The sequence below is a fragment of the Aldersonia sp. NBC_00410 genome (genome assembly GCF_026342035.1).
Lineage (GTDB): Bacteria > Actinomycetota > Actinomycetes > Mycobacteriales > Mycobacteriaceae > Aldersonia.
Genome location: NZ_JAPENM010000003.1, coordinates 417,624 through 429,619, shown reverse-complemented (window position 1 = coordinate 429,619; position 11,996 = coordinate 417,624). Strand labels below are relative to the sequence as shown.

The window sequence follows — 11,996 nt, the reverse complement described above, 5'->3', positions numbered from 1 at the left end:
CAACAGCTATGAAGGCAGGCATCGTCCTGTTCACCAGCGACCGCGGCATTGCGCCCGCGGCCGCCGCGAAGGCCGCCGAGGAACGAGGCTTCCATTCGTTCTTCGTGCCCGAGCACACCCACATCCCGGTCAAGCGGGAGGCTGCCCACCCGCAGACCGGCGACGAGACGCTGCCGGACGATCGCTACATGCGCACCCTCGACCCGTGGGTCGCGCTGGCCACGGCGTCCTCGGTCACCGAGCGGATCGAACTGGCCACCGCGGTCGCGCTGCCGGTCGAGAGCGACCCGATCACGCTGGCCAAGACGATTGCCTCGCTCGACCACCTCTCCGGTGGCCGGGTGGTGCTCGGTGCCGGCTTCGGCTGGAACACCGACGAGCTGGCCGACCACAACGTGCCTGCGGGCAAGCGGCGCACCGTGCTGCGCGAGACGCTGCAGGCCATGGAGTCGCTGTGGTCGGACGAGGAAGCCAGCTACGACGGCGAGTTCGTGAAGTTCGGGCCGAGCTGGGCCTGGCCCAAGACGGTGTCGCAGCCGCGGGTGCCGATCCTGATCGGCGCGGCAGGCAACGAGCGCAACTTCAACTGGATCGCCAAGTACGCCGACGGCTGGATCACCACGCCGGGCGAGCAGGACATCGCCGATCGCGTGCGGCTGCTGCACAAGATCTGGAAGGAAGCCGATCGGCCGGGTCTGCCCCGCGTCGTGGTGCTCGAATTCAAGCCGGACGCCGAGCGGCTGGCACAGTTCACCGAACTCGGGGTGACCGACGTGCTCTACGGCCTGCCGGACAAGTCCGAGGACGAGGTGGTCGCATACCTCGACCGCCTTGCGGGCAAGCTACGCGGCCTGGATACCGGTCTATTAGCATGACGTGAAAGGTGCCGCCGGTCACAACCGGCGGCACCACCGGCAAGTTCCGTCCCCCGACCACCCGGCGCCGTGCGCACCGGGGCGAAATGAGAGCGCGTGCGAATCGCCCTGCTGTCCTATCGGAGCAAACCTCACTGCGGCGGTCAGGGCGTTTACGTTCGCTATCTGAGCCGTGGGCTGGTCGAGCTCGGTCACGAGGTGGAGGTGTTCTCCGGTCAGCCCTATCCCGAGGATCTCGATCCGCGGGTCCGGCTGACCAAGGTGCCGAGCCTCGACCTCTACCGTGAGCCGGATCCGTTCCGCACGCCTCGGCCGAGTGAGATCCGGGACCTGATCGATGTGCGCGAGCTGGCCACCATGTGGACCGCCGGATTCCCGGAGCCGCAGACCTTCAGTCTTCGCATGGCGCGAATTCTGGCCGAGCGCATCGGTGATTTCGACGTGGTGCACGACAATCAGTGCCTCGGTTACGGATTACTCGATATCGCGGCTGCGGGCATGCCCGTTGTCGCGACCGTGCACCACCCGATCACCCGGGACCGGACCCTGGACCTCGCGGCCGCGAAGTGGTGGCGCAAACCTGCGGTAGTCCGCTGGTACGGGTTCCTGCGGATGCAGCGCAAGGTTGCGCAGCGCCTGCCACACCTGCTGACCGTGTCGAGCACCTCGGCGCGAGATATCGCCACGGACTTCGATGTTCGGCCCGAACAGCTCGACGTGGTGCCGCTCGGGGTGGACACCGAGCTGTTCCGGCCCGGCGCCGCACAGCGCAAGCGCGGGCGCATCGTTGCGATCGCCAGTGCCGACGTGCCACTCAAGGGCGTCGGCAACCTGCTGGCGGCCGTGTCGAAACTGCGTATCGAACACGACGTCGAACTGCAGCTCGTCACCAAGCTCGAGCCGAATGGCCCGACGCGCAAGCTGATCGACGAACTCGGTATCGGCGATATCGTGCACACCTCGTCCGGGCTGTCCGACGAGGCTCTCGCCGAGCTCATCACATCGGCCGAAATAGCCTGCATCCCTTCACTTTATGAGGGATTCTCGCTGCCCGCAGTCGAATTCATGGCCAGCGGTACGGCACTGGTGGCCAGCCGCGCGGGCGCGATACCCGAGGTGGTCGGCACCGACGGCGAAGCCGCCCTGCTGGTCCCGCCGGGCGATGTGGAAGCTCTCATGAAGGTCATCGGCGAACTGCTGGAATCTCCCGAACGGGTCGCGGCGCTCGGCGCCGCCGGGCGTGCGCGGGCGGTCGAGCGGTTCAGCTGGAGTTCGGTTGCCGCGCAGACCGCCGCGGTGTACGAGGCGGCCATCGCGGCCGTGAAGGAGGCAGGCCGGTAATGCTGACCGTGGATTTCGACCGGCTAGGTATCGGAGCCGGAACCCGGGTCATCGACGTGGGCTGCGGCGCGGGACGGCACTCGTTCGAGGCGTACCGGCGCGGCGCGGACATCGTCGCATTCGATCAGAACGCCGACGAACTCGCCGATGTCGGCGAGATGTTCGACGCCATGGCCAAAGCCGATGAGGCGCCCGCCGGCGCCAACGCCAAGACCGTCGCCGGTGACGCGCTTGCGCTGCCGTTCGCCGACGGCGAGTTCGACTGCGTGATCGCCTCGGAGATCCTCGAGCACGTCCCCGCCGACGACGCAGCCATCGCCGAGCTGACGCGAGTGCTCAAGCCCGGCGGCAAGCTCGCGGTGACCGTGCCGCGCTGGCTGCCGGAGAAGCTGTGCTGGCTGCTGTCGGACGAATACCACGCCAACGAAGGCGGCCACGTACGGATCTACCGTGCCGACGAGCTGACCGACAAAGTCACCGCGACAGGCGTGCAGTTCACCCACAGCCATCATGCCCACGCACTGCACGCGCCGTACTGGTGGCTGAAATGCGCAGTGGGCGTGGAGAAACCGAACAACGTCCTGGTCCGCGGGTACCACCAGCTGCTGGTGTGGGACATGCTCTCCGCACCGCGCGTCACCCGGACCGCCGAGTCGCTGCTGAACCCGCTGGTCGGCAAGAGCGTCGCCCTCTACTTCGAGAAGCCGGTGCAAACCATTGCGTCGGAGTGAGATTCCCGCAGTACCGGGCGTGCTCACGGCCCAGGACTGTGTCGCCACCGCTCGATCCATCGCCGCCACCCAGGAATCCGACGGGGCCATACCCTGGTTCACCGGCGGCCACACCGACCCGTGGGACCACGTCGAGAATGCGATGGCGTTGTCCGCCACCGGACTCATCGACGCCGCGGAGGCGGCCTACGAATGGTCGCGACGCAACCAGCGTGCGGACGGGTCGTGGCCACTGCAGATTCGCAACGGCGTTGTCGAAGACCCGCACTCCGACACCAATTTCTGCGCCTACCTCGCGGTCGGCGTCTGGCATCACTACCTGATCACCCGCGATCAGCGGTTCATCGAGCGAATGTGGCCGGCTGTACGCGCAGGCATCGACTTCGTACTCGACCTGCAGAATGCGTCCGGCACGATCGGCTGGGCGCGAACCCCCAAGGGCGACTTCACCGAAGCCCTGCTCACCGGCTGCTCGAGTATCCACCAAAGCATCTGCTGCGCCCTCGCGATCGCAGACCGAGTCGACGAGCCACAGCCCGAATGGGAGATGGCGGTCGGCCGGTTGCGCCATGCCATCGCACAACATCCCGAACTGTTCAGCGAGAAGGCGCGCTATTCGATGGACTGGTACTACCCGATCCTCGGTGGTGCGCTGCGCGGTACCGCCGCGCATCGCCGAATCGAGTTCGGCTGGGACGAGTTCGTCGTCGACGGACTCGGTATCCGTTGTGTGAGCGACCGCCCGTGGGCAACCGGCGCAGAGACGTGCGAACTCGTACTCGCTCTCGACGCCCTCGGGCGCCCGCGTTCGGCGCACGAACAGTTCGCGGCGATGCAGCATCTGCGGGAGTCCGACGGATCCTATTGGACCGGGTTGGTATTCGCCGACGGCAAGCGCTGGCCGGAGGAGCGGACCACCTGGACCGGCGCGGCCGTGATCTTGGCAGCGGACGCGCTCTCCCGAACGACCCCGGGCAACGGGATATTCCGTGGAGAGCAGCTGCCCCGCGGGCTCGAGGGCAGCTACGACTGCGAGTGCGTCACGCAGCGATGACGCGCTCGGCCGGGTGCCGTTGCCGACCGAGGCGACGAATGAACGCGCACCTTCTTGGATGAACGCGAACGCCCGGTCATGCGCGGACATCCGATCGGGTGCGCGTTCGCCGGTGCTGACCGCCGCGATCTGTGCTCCCCGCCGGGGCAGCCGAGCGGCCATATCGCTCAGTCGATCTCGTCGCCGGCCTCTCCGTCGACCCGCACCAGAATGCGCAGCGACCCGGTGACCGAATCCTCGTGGAACTTCGTGCTGTCCATGGCCCGCCGGTAGATGCGGTAGGGCGCCTGGCCGCCATCGTTCGGATCCGGGAACACGTCGTGAATGGCGAGCGCACCGCCGTTGCGGACCCACTTCGCCCAGCCCTCGAAATCGGCCTTGGCGGCCGCGTCGGTATGCCCGCCGTCGATGAACAGGAAGTCGATGGGTGCGCGCCACACCGTCGCGACCGTGCGTGACGCACCGACCATCGCCACCACCCGCTCGGTGAGCTCGGCACCGACGACGGCGTGCCGGAACGACGGCAAGGTGTCGAAACGCCCCGTCACCGGATCGACGAGCGAGGTGTCGTGATATTCCCAGCCGGGCTGATGCTCCTCGGAACCGCCGTGGTGATCGACGGTGTAGACGACTCCGTCGGCCGTTTCCGCAGCCGCGCCGAGCAGCAGCGTGGACTTGCCGCAGTAGGTGCCGATCTCGACCGCGGTACCAACCCCGTTCCGCGATCCGAGATGCGCCGCGGCCGCCTGGTAGAGCGCGAATCCCTCGTCGGCAGGCAGGAATCCGGTGGTGGATTCGGCGAGCTCGAACAGGTGCGCGGTGCGCGCCGAAAGTGTGGTGCCGGGGCGTGTCATAGGTGTCAAACTAGTCACCGGTCGTGGCGCTGACCAGACCGCCTCCTACGGTCCGATCGTGTTGCCACCGATACCCCGGTGTAGTAGCGTCCAGACATGTGTCTAGTTCCGTTAACCTGGAGTCCACCCGACGCCGTCTGACCGAGAAGCAGGCCGACACTGTCGACCGGCTCACTCGTGCCGCCGTCGAGGTGCTGAGTCAGGAGGGTTTCGCGGGACTCACCGTCCGAATGGTCGCTTCGCGTGCCGGTGTCGCGCCGGCCACGGCGTACACATATTTCTCGTCCAAGGAGCACCTGGTCGCGGAAGTGTTCTGGCGCAGGCTCGCAGGCACACCCCAACCCGAACTTCAGGAGACCGATCCCGCCGAACGTGCGATCGCCGTGCTGCGTCATATCGCCCTGCTCGTCGCCGACGAGTCCGAACTCGCGGGCGCGGTGACGAGCGCACTGCTCGGCCGTGACCCGGACGTCGACCATCTGCGCCTGCGGGTCGGTATCGAGATCCGGGACCGGCTCACCGCCGCCCTCGGCGCGGGTGCCGACCCGGACGTCATCGAAGCGCTGGAATTGCTCTACGCGGGTGCGCTCGTGCGTGCAGGTATGGGATACGAGTCGTACACCCAGATCGCCGACCGGATCGAGAAGTCCGCTCGGATGATTCTCGCCTAGCACTGCATACGAAAGGCCATCATGACCAGCGCTGCACCCAAGGGACTCGACTCGCCCAAGGCCGTAAAGATCATCAAGATCATGTCGCAGGTGAACACCCGCCTGTACCGCGCGACCGGTGGTCGGCTGGGCAGCAAGTGGCGGGTAGGCAGCGCATTCCCGTGGGGAGTGCCGGTTCTGCTGCTCACCACCATCGGCCGGAAGACCAGCGAAAAGCGCATCAGCCCACTGCTGTTCATCCAAGACGGCCCGCGCGTTGTCGTCGTCGCCTCGCAGGGCGGTCTGCCCAAGAACCCCGCATGGTTCTACAACATTCGGTCCAACCCGAATGTCACCGTGCAAATCAAGTCGAACGTCCGGCAGATGACGGCCCACGTTGCCGATGCCGAGGAGCGGGCCGAGGTGTGGCCCAAGCTCGTCGCGATGTACCCCGACTTCGACAAGTACCAGTCCTGGACCGATCGGCAGATCCCGGTGGTGATCTGCGAGTGAGGAATACCCGATGACCGAACTGACCCTGCCCATAGGTTTCGATGTCACCGATCCGGTGATGCACGGCCGCGGCCTACCGTTCGAGGCGTACGCCGAACTGCGCCGTTGCGCGCCGGTGTGGTGGAACGAGAAGCCGTCCGGCGTTGGCGGGTTCCCCGACACCGGTTTCTGGGTCGTTTCTCGGCATGCCGAGGTGCGCGATGTCTCGAAGCGCTCGGAGGTGTTCTCCAGCAACGCCCAGGGCGCCATCCCACGGCACGAGGACGCGATCACCCCCGAGGAGCTCGAACTCACGAAGTTCGTGCTGATCAACAAGGACGCCCCCGAACACACCCAACTGCGTCGTCTGGTGTCCAAGGTGTTCACGCCGCGCGGCGTCGAAGCGATGCGTGCGCAACTGCGCGAGAAGGCAACCCGGATCGTGGCGGAGGCCGCGGAGTCCGGCAGCGGTGACTTCGTTACGCAGGTTGCCAGCGAGCTGCCCATCCACGCGATCTCGGAGTTGCTCGGCGTACCCGAGGACGCCCGCAAGCAGATCTTCGACTGGTCGAATCAAATGAGCGGCTACGACGACGCCGAAACCGCCGGTCAGGCGCGGATGGCCAACGCCCAAATGCTCGGCTATGCCTACGAACTCGCTGAGCAACGACGCAAACAACCGGTGGACGACATCATCTCCACGCTGGTCCATGCCGACGTGAACGGCGAACTGCTCACCCCGGAGGAGTTCGGCTTCTTCTTCATCATGCTGGCGGTCGCCGGCAACGAAACCACCCGCAATGCAACCACTCTCGGCACACTCGCTTTCATGGAGAATCCCGACCAGTGGCAGCTGTTCCGCACCGAGCGACCGGCGAGTGCCGCGGACGAGATCATCCGCTACACGACACCGTTGATCTGCCAGCAGCGAACTGCTTTGGTGAACACGATGATCGGAGACACCGCAATCGAGCAGGGCCAGCGCGTCGTGATGTTGTACGGTTCGGCGAACTTCGACGACGAGGTGTTCGACCGACCGCACGCATTCGACATCACCCGCAACCCCAACCCGCACCTGTCCTTCGGCGGCACCGGGGCGCACTACTGTCTCGGCGCGAACCTGGCCCGGCTCGAGGTGGGCCTCATCTTCGATGCGATCGCCGACGGCATCCCCGATATCACCAGGCTGTCCGAACCGACCCGGCTGCAGTCGGGCTGGCTGAACGGGGTCAAGCACCTCGAGGTGGATTACGGCGTGAGCTCGGACGCCGGGCGCTGCCCGGTCGCACACTGACCCCTCGCCGCCACCGGACAAACGAAGAACCGCGGTGGACAACGGTGTCCACCGCGGTTCTTCGCTTACGAAGTGGTCAGCTCGCCGCTGTCTTCTCCCGCTGCAGTTCGAGCGCGATGTCGATGAGCTGATCCTCCTGGCCGCCAACGAGCTTGCGCTTGCCGGCGCGCACGAGCATCTCCGAGGCGGACACGCCGTAGCGCTCGGCCTGCCGCTCGGCGTGCTTGAGGAAGCTCGAGTACACACCCGCGTAGCCCATCATCAGGGCGGAGCGATCGAGCAGGCACTCCGCCGGCATCGCCGGACGGACGACATCCTCTGCCGCGTCCGCGATCTTGAAGAAGTCGATGCCGGTCTTGACGCCGATCTTGTCGCAGACACCGACGAACGCCTCGACCGGCGCGTTACCCGCACCGGCGCCGAAACGGCGCGTGCTGCCGTCGATCTGCTTGGCGCCCGCGCGGACCGCCTCGATCGAGTTCGCGACACCGAGGCCGAGGTTCTCGTGGCCGTGGAAGCCGACCTGCGCGTCCTGGCCGAGCTCGTCGACGAGCGCGGAGACGCGATCGGCGACCTGCTCGAGCACGAGCGCACCGGCCGAGTCGACGACGTAGACGCACTGACATCCGGCGTCGGCCATGATGCGGGCCTGCTTGGCCAGCTTCTCCGGCGGGATGGTGTGCGCCATCATCAGGAATCCGACGGTCTCGAGGCCGCGCTCGCGGGCGAGCCCGAAGTGCTGGATCGAGACATCGGCCTCGGTGCAATGCGTGGCGATCCGGCAGATCGACGCACCGTTGCCCTGCGCCTCGACGATGTCTTCCTTGGTACCGAGGCCGGGCAGCATGAGGAAGGCGATCTTCGCCTGCTGAGCGGTGTCCACCGCGATCTTGATGAGTTCCTGCTCCGGCGTCTTGGAGAAGCCGTAGTTGAACGAGGAGCCACCGAGCCCGTCACCGTGCGTGACCTCGATAACCGGCACACCCGAGAGATCCAGCGCCGCAACGATTGCCCGGACCTCGTCGCCGCTGAACTGGTGGCGTTTGTGGTGCGAGCCGTCCCGCAGCGAGGTATCGGTGACCCGGATATCCCACGACGGGTCGAAATGAATTGAGCTGTCGATCAAAGACATTGGTCAATCACACCCTCACGCTGAGAAGCTGCTGGGCGATTTCCTCGCCCACCTTGGTGGCGGCCGCCGTCATGATGTCGAGGTTGCCGGCGTACGGCGGAAGGAAATCGCCTGCACCCTCGACCTCGACGAACGTGGTGACGGTGGCATAGCCACCCGAAACGACACTCGGCTCGTTGAATTGCGGCTCATTGAGCAGCCGGTATCCGGGCACATACTCCTGGATGTCGGCGACGACGCGGTGAATCGACGCCGCGATCGCGTCGCGGTCCGCATCCTCCGGAATGGCACAGAAGATGGTGTCGCGCATGATCATCGGCGGATCGGCCGGGTTCAGGATGATGATCGCCTTGCCGCGAGCGGCACCGCCGATCACCTCGACGCCACGACTGGTGGTTTTGGTGAACTCGTCGATGTTCGCGCGGGTACCCGGACCGGCCGAAACGGACGCCACCGACGCCACGATCTCCGCGTAGGGCACCTCGACGACCCGCGAGACCGCGTACACAATCGGGATGGTCGCCTGCCCACCGCAGGTAATCATGTTGACGTTCGGCGCATCGAGGTGCTCGCGCAGGTTCGCCGGCGGCACCACGGCGGGACCAACCGCCGCGGGAGTCAGGTCGATCGCGCGGATTCCGGCTGCGGCGTACTTCGGCGCCGCGTCACGGTGCACGTATGCCGAGGTCGCTTCGAACACCAGATCCGGTTTCTCGTCCTGCGCGAGCAGCCAGTCGACGCCGTCCGACGACGTTTCCAGGCCGAGCCCGGCCGCGCGCTTGAGTCCTTCGCTGTTCGGGTCGATGCCGATCATCCAGCGCGGTTCGAGCACCTCGGAACGCTGCAACTTGTACAGCAGGTCGGTGCTGATGTTGCCCGACCCAACAATGGCCACCGAGGCCTTCGCTTTACCTCCGACAGCTTTGGTCATAACCACTCCCTACTTGAACTGAAGCGAGACCGAGCCGAGCCCGGTGAACTCGGCGAGGAATTCGTCGCCCGGACGGGCGTCGATGGCTCGGGTGCACGACCCGGGAAGAACGATGTCGCCGGCCTCGAGCCGGACTCCGAAGCCGGCCACCTTGCGGGCGAGCCAGGCGACCGCAATCACCGGGTCGCCGAGTACGGCGTCGCTGCGGCCTTCCGCGATCCGCTCACCGTTACGGGTGAGCACCGCGTCGATGGCCTTGATGTCGATGTCGCCGGGCGCGACGCGTTGCTTGCCGAGCACGTAGCCCGCCGACGAGGCGTTGTCCGAAATCGTATCGCCCAGTTTGATTTTCCAGTCCCGGATGCGGCTGTCGATCAGCTCGATGGAGGGCGCGATCGCGACGGTGCCGGCGAGCACGTCGGCCTCCGTGCAGTCCTCGCCGGGCAGGTCGGCGCCGAGGATGAAACCGACCTCGACCTCCACCCGGGGGAAGCAGTAGCGCGCGGTGTCGACCGGCTCCTCCTCGGTGACGACCATGTCGGAGAGCAGGTGGCCGTAGTCGGGCTCGCCGACGCCCATCATCTGCTGCATCACCTTCGAGGACAGGCCCACCTTGTGGCCCACCACCTTGGCACCGGACGCCAGTCGCTGCCGGATATTGATCAGCTGGATCTCGTAGGCGTCGACGACGTCGATGTCGGCGTAGTGGTCGGTCAGCGGATCGATCGGGACGCGATCGCGCTCGGCGACCGCGAGCCGCTCGGCCAGATCGGCCCTCACATCGTCGGAAAGCATCACTTCCCCTCCTCCGCGGATACCCGCGGCTCAATCCCGCCGAACGTGCCTACATTGGAACACGTTGCCATAACCGATCCAGTATCGGTCAAAAGTTCCTGTCAGGAAAGATTGGACCAGCGGGCACTCTTTTCTATAACGTGTTCTACATGAGCGAGCAGCAATATGACATCGTCGTGGTCGGAAGCGGCGGCGGCGGTATGACCGCCGCGCTGGCCGCGGCCGATCGTGGCCTCAGTGTGGTCATCGTCGAGAAGGCAGCGCACTACGGCGGGTCCACGGCCCGCTCGGGTGGCGGCGTCTGGATTCCGAACAACCCGGCCTTGAAGAAGGACGGCGTGAAGGACACTCCGGAAGCGGCCCGGACGTACCTGCACTCGATTATCGGCGAGCACGCCCCCGCCGACCTGATCGACACCTTCCTCGAGCAGGGTCCCAAGATGCTCGAGTTCGTGCTGGACAAGACACCGCTGAAGCTCACGTGGGTGCCGAACTACTCGGACTACTACCCCGAGGCTCCCGGTGGCCGCCTTGGCGGCCGCTCGGTCGAGCCCAAGCCGTTCAACGGCAAGGTGCTCGGTGCCGAACTGAAGAACCTCGAGCCGCCGTACGGCAAGACCCCGATGAACGTGGTGGTCACCCAGGCCGATTACCGCTGGCTGAACCTGCGCAAGCAGACCTACAAGGGTTGGCTCCGAGGTATGCGCATCGGCGCCCGGCTGTTCTACGGCCGCCTCACCAACAAGGCCCTGCTCGGCATGGGCCGCGCCCTGATCGCCGGCCTGCGCAAGGGTCTGCTGGACGCGAACGTGCCGATCCTGCTCAACACCCCGATGACCGACCTCTTCACCGAGGACGGCGTGGTCCGCGGCGTGAACGTGCTGCGCGACGGCAAGCCCGAACTCATCCGCGCCCGCTACGGCGTGGTGCTCGCGGCCGGCGGTTTCGAGCACAACGACGAGATGCGCAAGAAGTACCAGCGCGCGCCGATCGGCACCGAGTGGACCGTCGGCGCGGCCGCCAACACCGGTGACGGCATCGAGGCCGGACAGAAGCTCGGCGGCGCCGTGGCGCTCATGGACGACGCCTGGTGGGGCCCGACCATCCCGCTGCCCAACGGCCCGTGGTTCTGCCTCGCCGAGCGCTCGCTGCCCGGCGGCATCATGGTCAACCTGCGCGGCAAGCGCTTCATGAACGAGGCGCTGCCCTACGTCGAGGCCGTGCACTGGATGTACGGCGGCGAGTACGGCATCGGCGAGGGCCCGGGCGAGAACGTCCCGGCCTGGATGATCATGGACCAGGGCTACCGCGACCGCTACATGTTCGCCGGCCTGCAGCCCGAGCAGCGCTTCCCGAAGAAGTGGCTCGAGTCCGGCGTCGTGGTTTCGGCCCCGACCATCGCCGAGCTGGCCGAGAAGACCGGCCTGCCCGCCGCCGAGCTCGCCGCGACCATCATCCGCTTCAACGGGTTCGCGAAGACCGGCAAGGATGAAGACTTCGGCCGCGGCGACAGTGGTTACGACAATTACTACGGCGACCCGTGGAACAAGCCGAACCCGAACCTGGCCGCGCTCGTGAAAGCGCCGTACTACGCGATCAAGATGGTTCCGGGCGACCTCGGCACCAAGGGCGGTCTGAAGACCAATGCCGTCGCGCAGGTGCTGCGTGCGGACGACACCATCATCGAGGGCCTCTATGCCGTCGGTAACAGCAGCATCCCGGTCATGGGCCACACCTACGCCGGTCCCGGCGCGACCATCGGCCCCGCGATGACCTTCGGCTACCTCGCCGCGCACCACATCGCCGACCACAAGGGCGCCACCTCATCCGTGTCGGCCGGGAAGTAG

At 66.4% G+C, this 11,996-nt stretch carries 12 protein-coding genes; 8 read left to right on the top strand and 4 right to left on the bottom strand.

What is annotated here, in order from left to right; genetic code table 11:
• Positions 1-8: 8 nt before the first annotated feature.
• From OG921_RS08950 to OG921_RS08935, 4 genes are all read left to right on the top strand, one after another.
• Complete coding sequence (locus tag OG921_RS08950; protein ID WP_266112033.1) at positions 9-875, top strand: LLM class F420-dependent oxidoreductase; 867 nt, start codon at positions 9-11, stop codon at positions 873-875.
• A gap of 96 nt (positions 876-971) precedes the next feature.
• Positions 972-2,216 carry a glycosyltransferase family 4 protein gene (locus tag OG921_RS08945; RefSeq protein ID WP_266112032.1) on the top strand — a complete coding sequence of 415 codons (1,245 nt, stop codon included), beginning with the start codon at positions 972-974 and terminating at the stop codon, positions 2,214-2,216.
• Positions 2,216-2,947, top strand: coding sequence for a class I SAM-dependent methyltransferase (locus OG921_RS08940; RefSeq protein WP_266112031.1), 732 nt, complete (start codon positions 2,216-2,218; stop codon positions 2,945-2,947). The genes OG921_RS08945 and OG921_RS08940 overlap by 1 nt, the downstream gene beginning before the upstream one ends.
• Positions 2,934-4,001 (top strand): prenyltransferase, encoded by a 1,068-nt coding sequence (locus OG921_RS08935; protein ID WP_266112030.1) that lies wholly within the window; start codon positions 2,934-2,936, stop codon positions 3,999-4,001. The genes OG921_RS08940 and OG921_RS08935 overlap by 14 nt, the downstream gene beginning before the upstream one ends.
• Before the next feature lie 167 nt (positions 4,002-4,168).
• On the opposite strand, the gene OG921_RS08930 is transcribed toward OG921_RS08935, so the two are convergent.
• Positions 4,169-4,855, bottom strand: a complete 687-nt coding sequence (locus OG921_RS08930) for a class I SAM-dependent methyltransferase (protein ID WP_266112028.1) — start codon at positions 4,853-4,855, stop codon at positions 4,169-4,171.
• 98 nt (positions 4,856-4,953) lie between these two features.
• On the opposite strand from OG921_RS08930, the gene OG921_RS08925 reads away from it, so the two are divergent.
• From OG921_RS08925 to OG921_RS08915, 3 genes are read left to right on the top strand one after another with little or no spacing between them, the layout of a single operon-like run.
• The gene (locus OG921_RS08925; RefSeq protein ID WP_266112026.1) at positions 4,954-5,526 is read left to right on the top strand and encodes a TetR/AcrR family transcriptional regulator; all 573 of its coding nucleotides are present in this window, start codon (positions 4,954-4,956) and stop codon (positions 5,524-5,526) included.
• Positions 5,527-5,547: 21 nt separating this feature from the next.
• Positions 5,548-6,018 carry a nitroreductase family deazaflavin-dependent oxidoreductase gene (locus OG921_RS08920; protein ID WP_266112025.1) on the top strand — a complete coding sequence of 157 codons (471 nt, stop codon included), beginning with the start codon at positions 5,548-5,550 and terminating at the stop codon, positions 6,016-6,018.
• A 10-nt stretch (positions 6,019-6,028) separates the two neighbouring features.
• Entirely contained in the window at positions 6,029-7,291 is a 1,263-nt protein-coding gene (locus OG921_RS08915; protein ID WP_266112024.1) for a cytochrome P450, read from the top strand.
• A 76-nt stretch (positions 7,292-7,367) separates the two neighbouring features.
• Here the strand turns inward: OG921_RS08915 and dmpG are convergent, their stop codons facing one another.
• From dmpG to OG921_RS08900, 3 genes are read right to left on the bottom strand one after another with little or no spacing between them, the layout of a single operon-like run.
• Complete coding sequence (gene dmpG, locus OG921_RS08910; protein WP_266112022.1) at positions 7,368-8,423, bottom strand: 4-hydroxy-2-oxovalerate aldolase; 1,056 nt, start codon at positions 8,421-8,423, stop codon at positions 7,368-7,370.
• A gap of 7 nt (positions 8,424-8,430) precedes the next feature.
• Positions 8,431-9,354 carry an acetaldehyde dehydrogenase (acetylating) gene (locus tag OG921_RS08905; RefSeq protein ID WP_266112021.1) on the bottom strand — a complete coding sequence of 308 codons (924 nt, stop codon included), beginning with the start codon at positions 9,352-9,354 and terminating at the stop codon, positions 8,431-8,433.
• A 9-nt stretch (positions 9,355-9,363) separates the two neighbouring features.
• Complete coding sequence (locus OG921_RS08900) at positions 9,364-10,149, bottom strand: 2-keto-4-pentenoate hydratase (protein WP_266112020.1); 786 nt, start codon at positions 10,147-10,149, stop codon at positions 9,364-9,366.
• Positions 10,150-10,298: 149 nt separating this feature from the next.
• Between OG921_RS08900 and kstD the strand changes: the two genes are divergently transcribed.
• A complete protein-coding gene (gene kstD / locus OG921_RS08895) occupies positions 10,299-11,996 on the top strand; it encodes a 3-oxosteroid 1-dehydrogenase (RefSeq protein WP_266112019.1) in 1,698 nt (565 codons plus the stop codon).

Bases quoted from the DNA above. Each gene is read 5' to 3' on its own strand.
- OG921_RS08915 (WP_266112024.1), top strand. From the start codon at position 6,029: ATGACCGAACTGACCCTGCCCATAGGTTTCGATGTCACCGATCCGGTG.
- OG921_RS08950 (WP_266112033.1), top strand. From the start codon at position 9: ATGAAGGCAGGCATCGTCCTGTTCACCAGCGACCGCGGCATTGCGCCC.
- dmpG (WP_266112022.1), bottom strand. From the start codon at position 8,423: ATGTCTTTGATCGACAGCTCAATTCATTTCGACCCGTCGTGGGATATC.
- OG921_RS08920 (WP_266112025.1), top strand. From the start codon at position 5,548: ATGACCAGCGCTGCACCCAAGGGACTCGACTCGCCCAAGGCCGTAAAG.
- kstD (WP_266112019.1), top strand. From the start codon at position 10,299: ATGAGCGAGCAGCAATATGACATCGTCGTGGTCGGAAGCGGCGGCGGC.
- OG921_RS08905 (WP_266112021.1), bottom strand. From the start codon at position 9,354: ATGACCAAAGCTGTCGGAGGTAAAGCGAAGGCCTCGGTGGCCATTGTT.
- OG921_RS08940 (WP_266112031.1), top strand. From the start codon at position 2,216: ATGCTGACCGTGGATTTCGACCGGCTAGGTATCGGAGCCGGAACCCGG.
- OG921_RS08900 (WP_266112020.1), bottom strand. From the start codon at position 10,149: ATGCTTTCCGACGATGTGAGGGCCGATCTGGCCGAGCGGCTCGCGGTC.
- OG921_RS08930 (WP_266112028.1), bottom strand. From the start codon at position 4,855: ATGACACGCCCCGGCACCACACTTTCGGCGCGCACCGCGCACCTGTTC.